Genomic DNA, 18,790 nt, shown 5'->3' with positions numbered 1-18,790 from the left:
TTAAAACCACGATGGCACGATGGCACGACGCTACCCGGTCATCGCCGACGGCGAACTATCGCTTGGTCATGCTTGATTGAGCACCCCGCCGCTCACCATGCCCTTCGCTCGCGCTGCGTACAAAATTGTCGGCGCGAGCTATCCGCGCTATCGTTGCGGCAAACCAATTTTATGAGGCAAACATGGTCCTGCATCCCGACAATCACCTGATCCCCGCAAAGCTCAACGCATTGCGCCCTACCCAAATGACGGTGGGTTATCGCGAAGTCATCGCGAAGCGCGAGCACTGGAAAACGCTGGGTAAGAAAGCGCGCACAGAGGCCATTGCTTCTCACTGGTTTCCCGCCGTGCTCGGCCCGGAGAATCTCTACTACATCGTGGACCATCATCACCTCGGGCTGGCGTTGCTCGAAGAAGGCGTCAAGGAGGTAAAGGTCGCAATGCTCAAGGACCTCTCGTGGCTGGACGAGGCGATCTTCTGGCGCATGATGGAGCACAACCAGTGGGTGCATCCGTTCGGCGCAGACGGCTCGCGATACGACTTCGAACATCTTCCCAAGATAGTGACCGGTCTGACGGACGATCCGTATAGAAGTCTCGCTGGCGAACTGCGCCGGGTGGGTGGCTTCGCAAAGGATGCAACGCCGTTCAGCGAATTCCTGTGGGCCGATTTCCTGCGTCCGCGGGTGGCCGAGAGCAAGATCCGCAAGAGCTTTGCGAAGGCGCTCGATCAGGCCAAAGCCGTCGCGCATACGCCCGAGGCACGGTATCTGCCGGGCTGGTCCGGGCTGATCGAAAGCCGGTAAGCAGACCTGCCTCGGCGCCGCGCGGCTGGGCGCAATTCTGCCAATAAACAGAATTCGGCCGCGCCGGCAGGGCTTTGCAGGAAAGCGCCGGGTACGGGAAAGGCCGGTCAACGCGTGCCGGGCCTGAATGTTATGGCTTACCGTGTGAATGTCACGGCTCTACATGGAACGCCACTCCGGCGTTCCATCGTAACCAAGCCAACCCGCACGAATACCCACTGCGGGATAGCGTGGTCCCGCAGGATCACGATTCCACGTCGGCCAGACTGAACAGTTCCGTCTTGTCGTTGTACGAGAAGATCTCGCCGTAACGGCCCCAGTTGATCACCGCGTCCAGCGTCTCCTTCGCGGCGCTATCCGACAGAAAGTCCTCCAGTTCCTGCTCGAAGCGCACGCGCGGCGCACGGTGCCCCGGGCGCTCGTTCAGCACCTTCTTGATCTGGGTAGCGAGCGGCACATGTCGCAGCAAATGCTCGGCGAACATCGTCTTGCGCTCTTGCGTGCCGAGTTCGGCGAATACGCGTGCCGGCGGCGTCAGGAAAATATCGCCTTCGCGTATTTCCGCAAAAGCGAGATGCTGCAGCACCTCGGCTACCGGGAACAGATCGTCAACCTCGAGCTGCAGGGTTCGAGCGATTTCCGGCATATCGGCGCGGCCATGGTACGGATCGGCGGCCAGCGTTTCGATCAGACCGGCCATCAGGTTGGTCGAGACCTCCGGCAGCCAGCTGCTCAGTTCCAGGCCCTTCTTCTTTTCTTCGCCGAGTTGGCGCGCGGTCATCTTGGCGTAGATTTCGTCGACAAGACTGCGGAACACAGGATCGAGGCGGTTGCGCGGATGCGCGAACGGCACCTTGATCTCTGCGATCACCCGCCCCGGATTGGACGACAGCACCAGGATCCGGTCACACATGAATACTGCTTCCTCAATGTTGTGCGTGACGATCAGCATCGACTTGATCGGCATCTTGCCCTGGGTCCAGAGGTCGAGCAGGTCGGTACGCAAGTTCTCGGCGGTCAGTACGTCGAGCGCGGAGAAAGGTTCGTCCATCAGCAAGAGCGTGGGATCGACAACCAAAGCGCGGGCAAAACCCACACGCTGGCGCATCCCGCCCGACAACTCACGCGGATACGCGTTCTCGAAACCGTCCAGGCCGATCAGATCGATGGCTGCCAGCGCGCGCTCACGCCGCTTCTGCGCGCCAACGCCGAGCGCCTCCAGCCCCGCCTCCACGTTCTGAAGCACGGTCAGCCACGGAAACAGCGCGAAGGTCTGGAACACCATGGAGACGCCCTTGGCCGGCCCGTCGAGAGGTTTGCCAAGGTAAGTCACGTCGCCGCCGGTCGGTTCGATCAACCCCGCGATGATCCGCAGCAGCGTTGACTTGCCCGACCCGGAGCGGCCGAGCATACCGACGATCTCGCCCTCTGGAAGCGTGAGGTTCACCCCATCGAGCACAAGCAGGTCGCTCTGGGTCTTGTCAAAGCCGTGGCTCACGTCTTTGAGATTGAGGATTTCATTCCTGGAACCGAGCGGCGTCTGGAGCAATTCGGCAGATACAACTTTAGGATTTAGCATCGCATTCACTCTCAATTCATTTTCAATCGAGCCGAAGCTTGGCTTCGGCATAGGCGTACAGCGGGCGCCACAACGTGCGGTTGAACAGGGTCACGAACAAGGACATCACCGCAATGCCCAGGATGATCTTCGGAAAGTCGCCGGCGGCCGTGGTCTGCGCGATATATGCGCCAAGCCCGTGCGCGACGACCTTGGTGTCGCCCCACTGGACGAACTCCGCCACAATGCTGGCATTCCACGCGCCGCCCGACGCGGTGATCGCGCCCGTGACGTAATACGGGAAGATGCCGGGCAGCATGACCTTGCGCCACCATTGCCAGCCGCGGATGCGGAAGTTCGCGGCCACTTCGCGATAGTCGTTGGGATACGCGCTCGCGCCCGCAATCACGTTGAACAGGATGTACCACTGCGTGCCGAGCACGATCAGCGGCGACAGCCAGATGTCGGGGTTCAAGTGGAAACGCACGATCACAATCACGAACACCGGGAACAACAGGTTTGCCGGGAACGCGGCAAGAAATTGCGCAAGCGGCTGGATCTTCTCCGCCAGCGCCGGCCGCAGTCCGATCAACACCCCGATAGGCACCCATACCAATGTGGAGAGCAGGATCAGCAGGGCCACGCGAAGCAGCGTGATGAGGCCAAGCACGAACACGTGGCCGACTTCGTCGAGCGTGACACCGGTCCGTACATACGCGATCACGCGATAGACAACATACGCCGTCAGCAGGATCACCAACGCACCCCAGACAATGTCGCCCATGCGCGATGACTTCCGTCTGCGCGGCATGCTGAAACGTACACCGCTGAAAGACGGCAGGCGCAGCGGGATACGTGCGGCATTCGCAAAGAGCGCGCCCATGGGCACGAGCACGCGATGAATCAGCCGCGTGCGGCGGATCAGGTCCAGCAGCCACGACTCGGGCGCATTGCCTGAGCTGGTGGTTTCCATGCGGAACTTGTCGGCCCATGCAACGAGCGGGCGGAACAGCAACTGGTCATACGCGAGAATCACCACGGTCATCGCGAGGATCACCCAGCCGACCGCGTGAAGATTTTTGTCGGCAATGGCCTGCGCGAGATACGCCCCGATTCCCGGCAGCGTGATCGTATTGTTGCCGACGGTGATCGCCTCCGATGCAACGACGAAAAACCAGCCGCCCGACATCGACATCATCATGTTCCAGATGAGGCCAGGCATTGAAAACGGCACGTCCAGCTTCCAGAAGCGCTGCCATGGAGTCAGGTGAAAGCCGCGCGACACTTCGTCGAGATCACGTGGCACGGTGCGCAGCGACTGATAAAAGCTGAATGTCATGTTCCACGCCTGGCTTGTGAAGATCGCGAAGATTGCCGCGAGTTCCGCGCCTAGCACGCGCCCTGGAAACAGAGCGAGGAAGAACGTGACCGTGAATGAAATGTAGCCCAGCACCGGCACAGACTGCAGGATGTCGAGGATCGGTACCAACACCTTCTCGGCGCGCCGGCTCTTCGCCGCCAGCGTGCCGTACACCAGCGTGAACGTCAGCGACGCAACCATGGCCGCGAGCATGCGAAGCGTGGTGCGCATCGCGTACTCGGGCAGACTCGCCGGATCGAGCGAGATGACCTGCGTTTTTAACGTGGCGATCGGCGCCATCGTCTGGTGAAAACCGATCGCGGTCATCGCAATCAGGCAGATGATCAGCGGAAAAGCGACAAAGTCCCAACCGTTGGGGAGCAACCGCCATGCAGAAGCATTCGCGATGCGGTTTGGGTTAAAACTGAAGTTCATCGGATGTCTCACCGGTCACGGATTGCAAAAACATGCGGCGTCTCGCCTGAGCGATACACGACAACGCGCTAAGAGGTCACGCCTGAAAGTTGAAGCCTTTCATGACCGGATACCGGTCATGAAAGGGCACAGAGAATCCACACCTCGTAATAACGGCCACGGAACTCAAGACAGCAGGGTATTGAGACGGCTCCAGAAGGCGCCCAGTCTGTTTGGTACAGCGGGGATACCCTCGACGTAGGCATGCACCGGGGGCACAGCGTGGTAATAGACGCGGGCTTCTTGCACGACAGGCGGGTGTGACAGCAGCAGACCGAAGTTCATGATATTTCTCCGAGCGTTTGGCTCAACGCGGTTTGTGGCAAGCCAGCAGACCCGGAGCTCGATCGCGTGAAACGCGCGGCGGCGAACGTCTACTCGCTTGCCTTCAGCAAAAGTGAAGTGCAACGGTGTATGGGACAACTATCAGGGTCCGGCATGGAAGCTCCTTGTTGGCGTTAATACAGATACGGCTAGCCACACGTTCGCTTTCGCCGGCAGCCTGCACCGGCGCAAACGGACATAGCCGCGAAGCTTATGCTTGGCGACTCAATACCATCAGGACGCACGTTACGATTGCGTCCAAAAGGGTGTTTTTAACGTGCACGGAGCGAGTTACTACGGCGCGCACCGTCTGCCTGCTGGCAAGACGGCGGCTAAGGGAAAAAGCGCGGACGTCCTGCCGATCAGGCGGCGAATTTGTTCGAAGGTCGACTACTACAGGTGTCCAAGGCATTAGCCCGATTTGTGGAGACTGCGAAGTTTAGGCATTTAAGGAATCACAAGTCAACCTCCTTTGGCATGACTGGCCAATATAAACCTGAAAATCAGGTGTTCAAGATGATCGGCGAGTCCCATATACAACAACAGCACTCTTTCATATGCCCCGTGACGAACGCACTTGGAAAGAGTAATGAAAGAATATAAGAGGGTCGACCGGCGTTGTTAATGGCCAGTGCAATACGTCTCAAGGTCCACGCGGACGGCATTTTTATACTATTTTTACTTGCCGCGCCGCTCTTGCGGCAAATAGGATCCGCTCGCCTCAATACGCCGGAGTGCCCTCGAGAAGGGACGCCGAAGTGGTGGAACTCGTTCCCTTATCGTGCGCCCTACCCTCGCGTTACTCTCTGAATCGCAAGTTAGTTGATGCGGAATGGCTGGCTTGTCCTCAGCTCAAATTTAGGATGCCGAAGTTATATCGTCATGATTGGCGCCCACCTAGAATGCGCCCGTCATCACAAAAGGGGCTAATGTCTTGGACAGTAGCAATTGTCGATCTTCGAACAGTTTCTCTGCCTGACCGCCAGGACGCCCGCGCTTTTTCTTCCAGCCGCCGTCTTGCCAGCAGGCAGACGGTGCGCGCCGTAGCAACGCTCTTTGTGCACCTTAAATAGCACCGTATTGACGCAGCGTGAGTGCAACTTCTGCACGTCAAGCACGTCCATACAGTACTGCATCGCGAGCACCCACTCGCGGCTGCGTTCGTTCGCGCCAAGGCCTGCCTGTCGGCATTGGCGCGAGTGGATAGACACGTGCGTGAAAAACGCCGATAAGGAACCGCTATGCCCGAGAGTGACAGTTATCACCTACCCCGGTATTCCTGAATTTAATTGCAGGAAAGCTGGTAGACCTTCCCCGCTGCGCGTCAAGCGTGCGGCGTGCATGCCCGCCTGCTGCCTTTCGGTGAACCGCGTGTGCCCTAAAATCTGAGGCGTTTGCCTGGCCTCGGCACTCAGCGCGCCTTGTTCATGGCGCGGCGGAACGCCTTGAGAGTCTCGGCGCTGACATAATGTTCTATGCCTTCGGCATCGCGCCGAGCCGTGTCGGCGCTCACGCCGAGCGAAAGAAGAAAATCTTCGACAATTTGATGCCGCACCCGGCTTTGCTGCGCGACTTCACGACCTGCGTCCGTCAGAAAAACGCCGCGATAGGGCTTGCGCGAAATTAAGCCCTTCGCCACCAGGCGGGCCAGCATCTTCGCCACGGTCGGCTGCGCGACGCCGAGTCGCGCAGCAATGTCCACTTGACGTGCTTCATTGCCGTCCTCGATCAAATCGGCAATCAGCTCGACATAGTCTTCGACCAACGCCAGTCGACTGGCCTCGCGTGTCTGACGGAACCCTTCCGAGTGGCTGTCGGCATCGATAAGCGGCTTCTCACGCGGCACGAATTGGCGCATATGTTCCGTGTCCTGGTTATTTATGGTGCGGCATGCCGCCTCCTTGATATTTATAGCATACGCTTCAATTCTTTATTCATGGAATACCCTGTCGGCGCATAGCAGGGTTGCTTCCTACAGGAGCATCGTCACATCGAAGAGTTGCAACCAAGCATCGTCGATGTAATATAGCACAGGGTATATAGTGAAGCCTTGGCGATTCCTATTGTGTTTGGGTTGAACTGCATCCAAATCCACCGGGAAAACGTAATGGTATATAGGCCACGCACGTCCACTGCCACGATCAGCGTGGAGGTTGCGGCGCCTGGAAAAGGATACCGACAAAGTCAGCCCGAAATGCATGCCTCTATCCGGGTACCCGGGTGGCAAATGGGTAAGACGGCTGTTGGCATTACCGAGTGTCGGCTATAGCGTTTCGATTAACTTTCGATTGGCCACACGGCCCTGGGAATTCGGTCGAATGATTTAGCCGGTAGTGTGCAATTTGACGAACACCATGCCCCGGATCATCTGCCGCATAGCAAGTGACAATCGTAACCAGTAGTCAGAAACCCGCCATCGCAAACAAAGGATAGCCATGTCGAGTACCACGAGCAGGAGTACCCTGACCGATCGCACCACTGAGGCTATTCACGACGTGCTCGCGGGCCGGCGGCAAGGGCTGCGTTCCGTGTTGCTATTCGCAGGACCCGCGGTGATTGCGTCTATCGCCTATATGGATCCGGGCAACTTCGCGACCAATATCCAGGCGGGGTCGCAGTTCGGCTATTCGCTGCTTTGGGTTGTGTTGATGGCCAACATGATTGCGATGCTATTCCAGGCATTGTCGGCCAAACTCGGGATCGTGACGGGCCGCAACCTGGCCGAGATGTGCCGTGAGCAGTTTTCCCGTCCGACCGTCTATGCCATGTGGGGCGTAAGCGAAGTGGCTGCCATGGCCACTGACCTGGCCGAATTTCTCGGTGGGGCGATTGCACTGTCGCTACTTTTCAAGCTGCCTCTTATCTCCGGCATGTTGATCACGGCGATCGTTACCTACGGCATTCTGCTGTTTGAGAAGAACGGTTTCCGGCCAATGGAAATTATCATTGGGACGTTTGTGGGAGTGATCGGGCTGTGCTACCTCGCCGAGATGTTTATCGCGCCTGTTTCCTGGGGACTAGTAGGCTTTCATTCCGTCGTACCTACATTGCCCAATGCCGAAGCACTGACGATTTCGGTCGGCATTGTAGGCGCGACCGTCATGCCACACGCGATCTACCTGCACTCGGGACTTACGCAGGGGCGAGCCCCGGGGAGTAATCCGCGCGAACGGAAGATTCTGCTACGTTTCTCGAACTGGGAGGTCGTCATTGCCCTTTCGATCGCGGGGCTCATTAATATGGCAATGGTCATTATGGCGAGCTCCGCTTTTCATGCCGGTCACAGTGACGTCGCGGAAATCGAGACTGCTTATCACACGCTCACGCCGTTGCTCGGCGCGGGTGCCGCCGCCGTGTTCCTGATTTCCCTCATCAGCTCGGGGGTTTCCAGTTCGGTAGTAGGCACGATGGCCGGGCAAATGATCATGCAGGGCTTCGTTGGCTTTCGCATTCCGGTCTGGCTGCGGCGCCTCGTTACCATGGTGCCCGCCTTCATTGTGGTCGCGCTTGGTGTGAATGCCACCCAGGCATTAGTGCTCAGTCAAGTCGTCCTGTCATTTGCCTTGCCGATTCCGATGGTGGCCCTGGTCTTGTTCACCCGTCGCAAGGACATCATGGGCGAGTTTGCCAACAGCCGTCTGACGGACGTAGTGGCGGTCGTGTCCACAATAATTATTCTCGCTTTGAATATGGTTTTGCTGCTTCAGACTTGCGGCGTCAAGGTGCCAGGGTTGCCTTCGAGTTAGGTTCAAACTCCAAATGATATTGGCATCTGTTGTTGGTTTATCGCTCGCCGTCGTTGGCCTTGCTTCTCTCGCATGGGAAGCCGGTAGTTCGGCCGGGGCGTCCGCACTAAAGACCAGAACCACTGTCACGGCCTCTGTCGTTTTGCTCGTCATCGGCATCATCATTTTGTTTCGACACCCCGTACATCTCTGACCCTTTACGGGTATCAGCACCGTCCGATAGATGCGCATTTCGCCGTATCGCGTGAGGCCTTCGAACCAAGCTTCGAACCAAGGTATCGCGCTGAACAGGCCGTACATGGCCGATGTTTTTGCACGGACGTCGCGCACTTTTCCCCGCTGTGCAACCCTTTATGGGGCATTGCTAGCGGCCGCGGAGGTATTGGCCGACACAGTATTTCCCGTACACCAGGCAATGCGGCGGCCGATCATCCGGTTTTCCACCGTGCGGTATCGCGTCAGCGGAAATACGTGTGCCGTCCACAGCGGATACTTGGTGGCTCTGATGCGGGGTGGCAAGAATGATGAGCAGCATTACCACTACGGCCAAGAGCGGGATAAATACCATCCTGCGGCGTATGTGCAAGCGGTTCATGGCCAACCCTCCGGCTGGCTTCACGCGTGATTCATTACCATTGCGAGTCCGGTGACAAAGCCCGCTGGCATGAGCCCCATTTGTGAATACTTTTAAGTTTTAGGTGGTCCAGGAATTGAAAGTCAACATGATTCAATAAGCAGAGCAAACCTAATTTAAAGCTGCTTGTGCAATGCCGCATGAGCTGCATCGACCTGCATGAGATCTGTACGCACCCTTCATTGTCCTTCCAAGCCGGTTTCGAATGGTATGTGAAAGAACTCATCGGAAAGATAGCCGGCGAGGCATGGCTACAGGCATGGCTACCAAGCGGAACCGCTATGGGGGCAGAACAACGGAGTCAAAGAAGAGAATGCAACAAGGGAGTCAAACGGGAGTGAGACAATCGTGCATTATTCGTATAAACGCACTCATTCATATTACCAAATTGAAAGCATTAGGGCGGCGCCGTCTTTGAATTACTGAATGCATGATTCCTCCTGACTTAGCCGCCTCCCTTCCCGTAAAATAGAAAGCTGACTTTCGAAATGAATACCCCCATGAAGCTTTCACGTCGCGCAGTGCTTGGCCGTAGCCTCGCCGTTCCCCTGAGCCTGAGTCTGTCGCCATTTATGGCCCTCCGGTCCGAAATCGCTAACGCCGCCAACGCCGCCCCTTCCTCGCTGGCCATTGTGATGAATTCCGGCGAAGCCAGTGTCTCGGTTATCGACATGGCGTCGCGCAAAGTCATCCGTACCTTGCCCACGCTGCGCGAACCGAGTCACTGGGCGCTTTCCCAGGACCGTAACAAGCTCTATATTGCGGACGCCAGCGGCAATGCGTTGTTCATCGTCGATCCGCGTACCGGTACCGCGCTCGGTCACAAGGTCATTGCCGATCCTTACCAGCTTGGCTTTACGCCGGATCATCGCTACCTGGTTGTCAACGCGCTTCGGCTCGACTATGTCGATGTCTATCGCGCTGACGACCTGACCCTCGCCAAGCGTTTCTCGCCCGGCTCCATGCCGAGCCACCTCGATTTCTCGCCGGACTCGCGCTGGAGCTTCAACTCCATGCAAGGCTCGGGAACACTTGTCTCGTTCGACCTGACCACCATGACGATACGCTGGAAGACGAAGCTGGGTTCAACCCCGGCGGGCGTGCTCTGGCACAACGGCAAGGTGCTGGTCTGCGTCATGGGCAGCGACCATGTGGCGGAGGTCGATCCGGTCACGGGTGACGTGCTGCGGCGAGTCAAGACGGGAGTCGGTCCGCATAACATTTTCCTGTCGCCTGACGGCAGCACACTCTACGTATCCAATCGTATTGGCGGGTCCCTGGTCGCCATGGATCCCACCACGTTCGCCATACTACGCACGTATCCGTTCCACGCCGCCGGACCGGACGACATTGGCATCGCGCCGGATGGGAAGTTATGGGTTACGTTGCGCTTTCGCGAACAGGTCGCGGTGCTGGACCCGAAAAGCGGCGCTTACGAGACCATTGATGTGGGGCGCTCGCCGCATGGCATCTTCCTCAATTCCGAGTTGAGCCGTAAGGGCCTGATCACCGCGGAAACCTTGTAAAGAAAGCCATGCTGATATTCCTCGACAGATTGTTTAACGCCCTGGCCGGCGAAATCGATCAGTACCTGGTCCTGCCAATGCTTTATCACTTCGGCTGGATGCAGTGGGAAGAGCTGTCGTTCGACTGGGTACTCGTGTGCGTGTATGGGATGTTCGCGGTCATCGTCACCTACGCCGTATGCTGGCCGCTGGAGGCGCTGTTCCCGATCGAGCACTGGAAGGATCGGAAAACGGTGGTGACGGACGCGTTCTATACGGTGCTCAATCGCGTTGGTGTATTGCCCGTCGTCAGTTTCCTGCTGTTCTATCAGGTGCAGGTGTGGGTGAACGGTTTTGTGGTCGCCCAGGGCTATATCCCGCCAACGCTTGAGACTGTCGTGCCGGCGCTGCTCGGGCACCCGATCATCACGTTCTTCATGTACGCCCTGATTCTCGATTGCGCGGACTATTGGCGTCATCGCTTGTCGCACACGTGGCGCGGCTGGTACGCGTTGCATGCGCTGCACCACGCGCAACGGCAAATGAGCTTCTGGTCCGACGACCGGAATCACCTGCTGGACGATCTTGTCGCGGCAATCTGGTTTGGCGTGGTCGGTCTGGCGATTGGTATTCCGCCGCTGCAGTTCCCGCTGCTGTTCCTGTTCATGCGTTTCATCGAAAGCCTGAGTCACGCCAATATCCGCATGTCCTTTGGCTGGCTCGGCGACAGGCTGCTTGTCTCGCCGCGCTTCCACCGTCTGCATCACGGGCTGCGTGCGGCGGGCCGTAACTCCTGCAATTACGGCGCCGTTTTCCCGATCTGGGACATCGTGTTCCGCACGGCCGACTTCTCGGCGGAGTATCCCCCGACCGGAGATCGACGCGCGCCTGAATCGATGGCAAGCGGCGGTTACTTCGCCCAGCAACTGGGCGGCTTGCGGTTTTTCCTCGATGAAATCCGGGCACCGTCGAAAAAGGCACCGCGCGGTTCTTGATGACCCTGGAGCCACCGCTTAAGGTGGGTGGCCGGAGTGCTTGAGGCTATCGGCGCCATGATGGCGCTGCGCCATCTGATGCGTCTCTCCGAACTCCCTGCCCGCGTGCCGCCTAAACAGAGGCCTGCAAAACGGCGACCGAAACCGGCCCTCGGGAGTTGAGGGTTTGACCAGATTCGCCTAAGTGCCCCTGCCCCGTGAGAAATCTTTCACGGATCTTGGTCAGGGACTTTCCCCGCTTTGTGGCCGCGACTAAAGCAACAGGCGTGGGATAGTTTCATCCCAGCTACGCTCGCGCACCCTCTCTCCGTTCTCCTCGGCCTGCAACGAACCCGTCAGATAGAAGTGCTCCTTGTCTGCGGACATATGTACGTCGCTGCGTACATGGATGTCCCAGCCTTCTCGGCCCATACGCAGCGATTGCGTCAGCGTATAACGAGCACTAAGCGGATCGTTGCCCTGGATCTTCAAAGAACGCTTCAGGTTGTGCTCGACGGTTGTATCGATTTCTGTAAACCGCTGCACGCCTTCGCCAAATAGGCCGCCGATGCCTTCAGTCACATACGTCCATTCGCCCGTGGTCAGGTCATAGGACGAAGTGCGTGTCATGCTGCCGCCGCGCACTTGCTCAGTGGGCGTCGCGGGACCTCGCTCAGGAGCGTGAAACCCGACCGGCGGCTCCGCGCCTTTCGTCTCGCGCACCGGCAAATGCAGCGCCGTATTGCCGAGTGTTACCTCAATCGTCGCGTCTTCCGGCGCGGGCCAGATCAGCGGCCAATAGGTCGTCGACAATGACAATCGAATCCGGTTGCCAACGCCAAATTCATGCGCGCACGCATCGAGCGTCAGCCGTACGCGAACCCTTTCGCCCGGCGTCAAAGCAGCGGGTTCGGCGGAGCCGTCACGATGCGTCAGGTTGAACATGCCATAAGAAACACGCGTTGCCGCGCCGTCCGGCATCACCTCGGAAACCCGTGCGCACAAGTAGGCGACGGGTCGGTCACTCGATACATCGATCTCGAGTTCCGGCATGCCCAGCAGCGCTAACGGTTCGGTCAGCGGTGCGCTATTGAACACCTGGGCGAGACCATCGTCGATGCGCTGGTCGGCGGGTGACTCGCCCGCAACGCCAGTACCCATCCATTCGCCGGCCGCCACGCCGTGGCCCTGATGCGTGTGAACCAGCACACGAGCCGCCGTATCAGGCGCGGTGCGTGTCAATGTCCCGCCGCCCAGATAGAGTGGCTGCATGGCGACTGAGGGGCTTGGCCATGCCGCCTCCGAGATCCATTTGCCCGGTGTCGTAGCGTAGGTGGTCTGCGGAGCACGCGGTGTCTCCATCCACACTCGCAACGCTGGACGCTCAGACGCCGAGCGTGAACCATCGTCACGGTCCGGACGCAGCCAACGGTTCCACCACTCCACGGCTTCCTGCAGAAAACCCACTGCAGGCCCGGGTACACCGTCGTGCGGATAGATATGCGCCCACGGTCCAATGAGACCTTGCCGTGGCACGTGCAAGCCTGCCATCAGGCGGAACACAGCATTCGTATAACTGTCGGCCCAGCCGCCGACCGCAAACACCGGACATTGGATCGAGGACCAGTCTTCGCATACCGAGCCATGGCGCCAGTAACTATCACGGTGCTGATGCTTCATCCATAACGCGGGAAAGAACGGCAGCTTGTCGAGGCGCGCCATCCAGGCGGACCGCCATTCGTCTCCGTACAGAAACGGGTCAGGCGGACGCCCCTGATAGGCGAGCATGATGCTGCCCCACCACAGGTTGTCGTTGAGCAGGCAGCCGCCTTTGTAGTGAATGTCGTCCGCGTAACGGTCGTCGGTTGAATAGACCGTGATGATTGCTTTGAGGGCGGGAGGCCTGCGCGCCGCGATCTGAAGCGCATTAAAGCCTCCCCACGATTTCCCCATCAAGCCGACCGCACCGCTGCACCACGATTGCCGCGCAATCCATTCAATGACCTCCAGCCCGTCGTCCTGCTCCTGCAGCACGTATTCATCGGCCATGAGACCGTCGGACTCGCCGCTGCCGCGCATATCGACGCGCACCGCCGCGAATCCGTTCGAAGCGAAGTAGTGATGCATCGGTTCGTCGCGCGAACGGGTGCCGTCGCGTTTGCGATACGGAATGTACTCGAGGATCGCAGGCACTGGCGACGCGTCAGTCTCGGCGACGTCCGGCATCCAGATACGGGCCGCAAGCCGGGTGCCATCAGCGAGCGGGATCCAGACGTGCTCGATCACGCGCACGCGCGCCGCTTGCTCATTGTTGCGCTGCATACTTCAATTCTCCCGTGAACGTGTTCGATTCAGCCGGCCGCGCACTCTGCATGAGGTTTTCGTCGAGCCATCCGATCCGCAGTTCAGGCACCGACGACAACAGCCGTTTTGTATAGGCATGACTCGGCGCATTAAACACGTCAGCCGTGGCGCCCTGCGCAATGATCTCGCCCCGCAGCATGACTGCCACGCGCTGCGCAATGCGCCTTACCGTGCCAAGATCATGCGTAATGAACAGGTACGACAGTCCGATGCGTTTTTGCAGCGACTCCAGCAACGAAAGAATGCCGTCGGCGACCAGCGGATCGAGGGCTGACGTGACCTCGTCGCAAATCACCAGGTCTGGTTGCGCCGCCAGCGCCCGCGCAATGCAAATGCGCTGCTTCTGCCCACCCGACAACTCGGCCGGTTTCCGGTCGATAAAGACTTCCGGCAGTTCAGTCAGGCGTAACAATTCCAGCACGCGTTCACGCACCTTATCTTTATGGATACCGAAATAAAATTCCACTGGTCGCCCGATGATCTCACCGACGGTGTGCATCGGATTAAGGGCGACGTCAGGCGACTGGTAGACGAGCTGGATGCGCCGCTTCAGCTCACGCGAACGCTCAACCAGGCGATGTGGCAAGGGCTCGCCGTCGAACCGCAGCGTACCGCTCTGCTGCTCGATCAACCCGACTATCGCTCGCGCGACCGTGCTCTTGCCGCTACCCGACTCGCCCACCAGCGCTAGCGTTTCACCGCGTGCTAGTTGCAGATCGACATCCCTGACGATCGCCTTGCCGTGATAACCCGCGTTCAGTCCTTCGATATTCAGAAGCGGCTCTGTCACATGAGGGGGACTAGCTCGCAGGGTGTCAGCCGCGCTGCGTTCAGCGACCAGACGCTGGGTATATTCGTCGCGCGGCGCGTTGAGCACCGCGTCCGTGGATCCCTCCTCCACCATCCGGCCGCCACGCAGCACCATGATCCGGTCGGCGACCTGCGCGACTACCGCCAAGTCGTGTGTGATGTAGAGCGCGGCAGCGCCGAACTCACGCACTATCCTGCGCAGCACGACCAGCACTTCGATCTGCGTGGTCACATCAAGCGCCGTGGTTGGCTCGTCGAGCACAAGGATTGATGGCTTGCACGACATCGCCATGGCGACCATCGCCCGTTGCAATTGCCCACCGGATACCTGATGCGGATAACGCCGCCCGAACGTATCCGGGTCTGGCAGGTCGAGTGACGCGAATAACTCGCGCGCCCAGGCCCGCACTTCTTCGCGGCCCATCAATCCGTGTCGCAATGGCCCTTCGCAGACCTGCTCGCCAATGGTCAACGCCGGGTTGAATGCAGCCGCTGCGCTCTGAGCTACATAAGCCACCTTGGTCGCGCGCAGCGCACGTTGCCGTTGCGGCGTTGCGCCCAAAATGTTCTCGCCAGCGAGCCACACTTCCCCACCCGTGATCCGGCAGCGGCCGCGAGCATAACCGAGCGCGGCGAGGCCGATAGTCGATTTACCCGCGCCGGATTCGCCGATCAGCCCGAGCACTTCTCCCTGAGCAAGAGTGACATCGACTTTGTCGACCAATACCTGACCGTTGGGTGCCTCGACCCGCAACGCCCGCATTCTCAAGACTGGGTTCATGCGATCACTCCCGCCTGCCCGACTGCCCGCACCGACAACAGCCAGTCGACGATCAGATTGATACCAATCGTCAGCAAGGCAATCGCCGCAGCCGGCACCAGCGGCGCCATGCCACCGAAATTGATCACCTGCGCGTTGTCGCGGACCATGCCGCCCCAGTCGGCATAGGGAGGCTGGATACCCAGCCCAAGAAAGCTCAGGCCGGCCACGAACAGGATCGTGAACCCGAAGCGCATGCCGAATTCCGCCAGCAGAGGTGGGACCGCATTCGGCAGGATCTCGCGGCGGATGATCCACGCGAGCCCCTCTCCGCGCAGCCGCGCCGCTTCCACATATTCTTGTACGGCGATGCCCTGCGCGACGAGCCGCGCGAGCCGGAACACGCGCGTTGAATCGAGAATCGCGATCGTGCCTATCAGCACCGGCATCGACGTACCCAGCACCGACAGGATCATCAGCGCGAAGATCAGGACCGGCATCGCCATGAGGGTGTCGACGATCCTGGACAGCACCTGATCGACCTTGCGTCCCAGCACGGCGGCCGCGAACCCTGTGACAATGCCGAGGGAAAAGGACAGCAGCGTGATCGCGAGAGCAAGGCCGAGCGTTGTACGCCCGCCGTACAACAGGCGCGAAAACATGTCACGCCCGATGCTGTCCGTGCCGAGCCAATGACCGGCACCGGGCGGCATCCATACGTCGCCGACCGTTTCGGTTTCGCCGTGCGGCGCGATGAGCGGCGCACACAGCGACGCCATCGCAATGACCGCGACAAGCAACATCCCGATCGCCGCGCTCATGGGCACTTCTTTACCGAACACTTTCATTGCCCTTTACCTCGCATGCCGCAAGCGCGGATTTGCCCAGACAGCAAGCACATCGGACACGGTATTAAGCCCGACGTAAGCCGTGGCAAAAAGCATCCCGCAAGCCTGCACCACCGGCAGGTCACGCTTCGATACCGCGTCCACCATCAACTGCCCGACACCCGGATACACGAACACGACCTCGACCATGATGACGCCGACGATCAGGTAAGCCAGGTTGAACGACACCGCGTTGATAATTGGCGCGAGCGCGTTGGGAAGCGCGTGACGCACCACGATCCATGACTTGGGCAAGCCCTTGAGGATGGCTGTTTCGGTATAGGCACTGCCCATCACGGAGAGCACGGACGCTCGCGTGGTGCGCAGCATGTGGGCGGCCACAACAAAAAGCAGGGTGAGCGTTGGCAGCGTGGTCGCGTAGAGTCGCTCGGAGAACGGCATATCGGGCGACACGGCGGCCAGACTCGGCAGCACTGGGAATTTAACCGCGAGCAAAAGCAGCAGCACGTAACCGACAAAGAACTCCGGCATCGATACGCTAGCAAGCGACAGCACGCTGGCCGCCCGATCGAAGAGACTGTCTTGCCATATTGCGGACGCGATGCCGACAAGTACCGACAGCGGCACCGCAACAAGCGCCGCATAGCCTGCGAGAAACAGCGTGTTGTACAGCCGCGGCAGCAAGTCCTCACTGACCGGGCGTCCGTTCGTCAGTGACGTCCCGAGGTCCCCATGCAGGAAATGCAGCACCCATAGCCCGTAACGTTGCAGCGCCGGGTGGTCGAGACCGAGCGACGCCCGAAGCGCCGCGACCGTTTCCGGCGTCGCCGACTGACCTAGGATGGCAGAAGCCACGTCACCGGGAAGCAGCTCGGTGCCCACGAAGATCAGCACCGAAACAAGCCACAGCGTCAAAACGCCCGCCAGCACCCGCTGCAAGACAAGCCGCTTCATTAGGACTCCAGCCAGACGTGTTCCGCGAGCCGGCCGCCCATGAAGTTAAACAGCGGATGCGGCGTGACGCCCTGAAGCTTGCTGCTGGTTGCATCGATATAGTCAGCGAAGAGCGGGATCATTGCACCGCCGTTGTCGCTCACCATGAGCTGCATCTCGCGGTACAACTCGCGGCGTTTGGTGTCGTCGAGCATCGCGCGTGCTTGCAGCAGCAATGCGTCGAACTTTGGGTCACGCCAGTGCGTGTCGTTCCATTTCGCGTCGGACTTGTACGCGGTCGATAGCATCTGGTCCGCCGTCGGCCGGCCGCCCCAATAGCCCATGCAAAAAGGCGCCTGCATCCACACCTTGTCCCAGTAGCTGTCGGCGGGCTGACGGCGAATGGAAAGCTGAATGCCCGCAGGCGCGCATTCGCCCTGGAACAGCGCAGCCGAATCCACTGCGCCTGCAAACGCTGCGTCGGACGTCGACAATTCGACCTTCAGTTCGGACAAGCCAGCCTTCTTCAGATAGAACTTCGATTTGTCGGGGTCGTACGCATGCTGCGGCAAATCCCCGGCATAAAAGCGGTCGGTCTTAGGCACAGGATGGTCGTTGCCGATCGACCCGTAACCGCGCAGGATGGTCGTCAATTGCTTCTGACGATCAATGCCGTATTTGACCGCGAGGCGCACGTTGTTGTCGGCGAAAGGCGATGCGGCGCAGTCCATCAAGAACGTAAAGTGCTGGCCACCGGCTGAGCGCACGATGCTGACCGCCGGGCTGCGCTTGAGCAGATCCACGGTCTTGAAGTCGACCCGGTTGATCGCATGGACCTGGCCCGAGATCAGCGCGTTCGTGCGCGCCGTGGCGTCGTTGATCACGATCAGTTCGACCGCATCCACATACGGACCATCGGTCTTCCAGTAGTGCGGATTGCGCTTGAAGAGCGACCGTACCCCTGGCGTGAACTCACCGAATACAAAAGGACCCGTGCCTATTGGATGGCTCCAGTCCTTGAAGCCGTTCGGCACCACCAGCAGGTGATAGTCGGACAGCAGGTAAGGCAGGTCCGCATTGCCGCTTTTCAGCTTCATCGAAATCTGCAGCGGGTCGATCTTCGTGATCTCGGTCACATCCGCGAGACTCGACTTGATCGCCGACTTTGAAGCATCGCCGCGATGCAGGTTGATCGAATAGATCACATCGTCCGCATCGAGCGTCTTGCCGTTGTGAAACACCACGCCCTTGCGGACTTTAAGTATCCATTCCGCGGCGCCGGGTTTTGCCTCCCAGCTTTCAAGCAATTCCGGTTGCGCATGCATCTTTGCATCGATCTCGACCAGGCCGTTCATGAGCATGTAAGCCTGGTTGAGCGGCACCCAATCCGGCAGCAGCGTTGGATCGATCGAGTCTGTTGTATTGCCGCCGCCCATGCCTAGTTTGAGCAAACCACCGCGCTTAGGCTGCGTCGCCGCGAGCGCGCTAGCCGGGGCGATCAGGCCAAGGCCGGTGCTTGCACTTAGCACCGCAACGCCTTGCAGAAACCGACGTCGGTTCAGCTGGCGATCCAGATTCTTATGCAGCGGCAAGTCAAACAAGTCCCCTTGATCGTCGAACGGCTTCATGCTTGAACTTCTCCTCATGGTGTCAACGCGTGGGATCAGGGTGCACGCCGGCTTGGGTCAATCCAG

13 protein-coding genes are annotated in these 18,790 nt (G+C 59.3%); 4 read left to right on the top strand and 9 right to left on the bottom strand.

The genetic code is table 11. The features are described from left to right. Window positions 1-182 precede the first annotated feature (182 nt). Entirely contained in the window at window positions 183-806 is a 624-nt protein-coding gene (locus SBC1_RS25825) for a ParB-like protein (protein ID WP_165100944.1), read from the top strand. A gap of 244 nt (window positions 807-1,050) precedes the next feature. Here the strand turns inward: SBC1_RS25825 and SBC1_RS25820 are convergent, their stop codons facing one another. The 4 genes from SBC1_RS25820 to mntR all read right to left on the bottom strand — a co-directional run bounded on the left by SBC1_RS25820 (window position 1,051) and on the right by mntR (window position 6,380). Beyond that, window positions 1,051-2,385: an AAA-associated domain-containing protein gene (locus tag SBC1_RS25820; RefSeq protein ID WP_165100947.1), complete on the bottom strand. Its 1,335-nt coding sequence runs from the start codon at window positions 2,383-2,385 to the stop codon at window positions 1,051-1,053. A 22-nt stretch (window positions 2,386-2,407) separates the two neighbouring features. Then, entirely contained in the window at window positions 2,408-4,159 is a 1,752-nt protein-coding gene (locus SBC1_RS25815) for an ABC transporter permease subunit (protein WP_165100950.1), read from the bottom strand. 165 nt (window positions 4,160-4,324) lie between these two features. Beyond that, entirely contained in the window at window positions 4,325-4,483 is a 159-nt protein-coding gene (locus SBC1_RS25810; protein WP_165100953.1) for a hypothetical protein, read from the bottom strand. Between the two features lie 1,450 nt (window positions 4,484-5,933). Then, window positions 5,934-6,380, bottom strand: a complete 447-nt coding sequence (gene mntR / locus SBC1_RS25805; protein WP_165100956.1) for a manganese-binding transcriptional regulator MntR — start codon at window positions 6,378-6,380, stop codon at window positions 5,934-5,936. A gap of 577 nt (window positions 6,381-6,957) precedes the next feature. On the opposite strand from mntR, the gene SBC1_RS25800 reads away from it, so the two are divergent. From SBC1_RS25800 to SBC1_RS25790, 3 genes are all read left to right on the top strand, one after another. Then, window positions 6,958-8,268 carry an Nramp family divalent metal transporter gene (locus SBC1_RS25800; protein ID WP_165100959.1) on the top strand — a complete coding sequence of 437 codons (1,311 nt, stop codon included), beginning with the start codon at window positions 6,958-6,960 and terminating at the stop codon, window positions 8,266-8,268. Between the two features lie 1,134 nt (window positions 8,269-9,402). Next, window positions 9,403-10,428, top strand: coding sequence for a YncE family protein (locus SBC1_RS25795; RefSeq protein ID WP_241202189.1), 1,026 nt, complete (start codon window positions 9,403-9,405; stop codon window positions 10,426-10,428). An 8-nt stretch (window positions 10,429-10,436) separates the two neighbouring features. Continuing rightward, a complete protein-coding gene (locus SBC1_RS25790; RefSeq protein WP_165100962.1) occupies window positions 10,437-11,402 on the top strand; it encodes a sterol desaturase family protein in 966 nt (321 codons plus the stop codon). A gap of 252 nt (window positions 11,403-11,654) precedes the next feature. Here SBC1_RS25790 and SBC1_RS25785 read toward each other — a convergent pair whose 3' ends face one another. From SBC1_RS25785 to SBC1_RS25765, 5 genes are read right to left on the bottom strand one after another with little or no spacing between them, the layout of a single operon-like run. Next, on the bottom strand, window positions 11,655-13,703 hold the full coding sequence (locus SBC1_RS25785) for a CocE/NonD family hydrolase (RefSeq protein WP_165100965.1): 2,049 nt from the start codon (window positions 13,701-13,703) through the stop codon (window positions 11,655-11,657). After that, window positions 13,687-15,336, bottom strand: a complete 1,650-nt coding sequence (locus SBC1_RS25780; protein WP_165100969.1) for an ABC transporter ATP-binding protein — start codon at window positions 15,334-15,336, stop codon at window positions 13,687-13,689. Before SBC1_RS25780 ends, SBC1_RS25785 begins: the two co-directional genes overlap by 17 nt. After that, window positions 15,333-16,163: an ABC transporter permease gene (locus SBC1_RS25775; protein WP_165100972.1), complete on the bottom strand. Its 831-nt coding sequence runs from the start codon at window positions 16,161-16,163 to the stop codon at window positions 15,333-15,335. Before SBC1_RS25775 ends, SBC1_RS25780 begins: the two co-directional genes overlap by 4 nt. Before the next feature lie 6 nt (window positions 16,164-16,169). Then, the gene (locus SBC1_RS25770) at window positions 16,170-17,117 is read right to left on the bottom strand and encodes an ABC transporter permease (RefSeq protein WP_165100975.1); all 948 of its coding nucleotides are present in this window, start codon (window positions 17,115-17,117) and stop codon (window positions 16,170-16,172) included. Further along, the gene (locus tag SBC1_RS25765; protein ID WP_165100978.1) at window positions 17,117-18,724 is read right to left on the bottom strand and encodes an ABC transporter substrate-binding protein; all 1,608 of its coding nucleotides are present in this window, start codon (window positions 18,722-18,724) and stop codon (window positions 17,117-17,119) included. The genes SBC1_RS25770 and SBC1_RS25765 overlap by 1 nt, the downstream gene beginning before the upstream one ends. Between the last annotated feature and the right edge of the window lie 66 nt (window positions 18,725-18,790).

The organism is Caballeronia sp. SBC1, from assembly GCF_011493005.1.
GTDB lineage: Bacteria > Pseudomonadota > Gammaproteobacteria > Burkholderiales > Burkholderiaceae > Caballeronia.
This window is presented reverse-complemented; position numbering and strand designations above follow the sequence as displayed.

What these genes read in the sequence shown, in the direction of transcription:
- SBC1_RS25770 (WP_165100975.1), bottom strand. Translation starts at nt 17,117, where the DNA reads ATGAAGCGGCTTGTCTTGCAGCGGGTGCTGGCGGGCGTTTTGACGCTG.
- SBC1_RS25795 (WP_241202189.1), top strand. Translation starts at nt 9,403, where the DNA reads ATGAAGCTTTCACGTCGCGCAGTGCTTGGCCGTAGCCTCGCCGTTCCC.
- SBC1_RS25810 (WP_165100953.1), bottom strand. Translation starts at nt 4,483, where the DNA reads ATGAACTTCGGTCTGCTGCTGTCACACCCGCCTGTCGTGCAAGAAGCC.
- SBC1_RS25815 (WP_165100950.1), bottom strand. Translation starts at nt 4,159, where the DNA reads ATGAACTTCAGTTTTAACCCAAACCGCATCGCGAATGCTTCTGCATGG.
- SBC1_RS25765 (WP_165100978.1), bottom strand. Translation starts at nt 18,724, where the DNA reads ATGAAGCCGTTCGACGATCAAGGGGACTTGTTTGACTTGCCGCTGCAT.
- SBC1_RS25790 (WP_165100962.1), top strand. Translation starts at nt 10,437, where the DNA reads ATGCTGATATTCCTCGACAGATTGTTTAACGCCCTGGCCGGCGAAATC.
- SBC1_RS25775 (WP_165100972.1), bottom strand. Translation starts at nt 16,163, where the DNA reads ATGAAAGTGTTCGGTAAAGAAGTGCCCATGAGCGCGGCGATCGGGATG.
- SBC1_RS25780 (WP_165100969.1), bottom strand. Translation starts at nt 15,336, where the DNA reads ATGAACCCAGTCTTGAGAATGCGGGCGTTGCGGGTCGAGGCACCCAAC.
- SBC1_RS25820 (WP_165100947.1), bottom strand. Translation starts at nt 2,385, where the DNA reads ATGCTAAATCCTAAAGTTGTATCTGCCGAATTGCTCCAGACGCCGCTC.
- SBC1_RS25785 (WP_165100965.1), bottom strand. Translation starts at nt 13,703, where the DNA reads ATGCAGCGCAACAATGAGCAAGCGGCGCGCGTGCGCGTGATCGAGCAC.
- mntR (WP_165100956.1), bottom strand. Translation starts at nt 6,380, where the DNA reads ATGCGCCAATTCGTGCCGCGTGAGAAGCCGCTTATCGATGCCGACAGC.
- SBC1_RS25800 (WP_165100959.1), top strand. Translation starts at nt 6,958, where the DNA reads ATGTCGAGTACCACGAGCAGGAGTACCCTGACCGATCGCACCACTGAG.
- SBC1_RS25825 (WP_165100944.1), top strand. Translation starts at nt 183, where the DNA reads ATGGTCCTGCATCCCGACAATCACCTGATCCCCGCAAAGCTCAACGCA.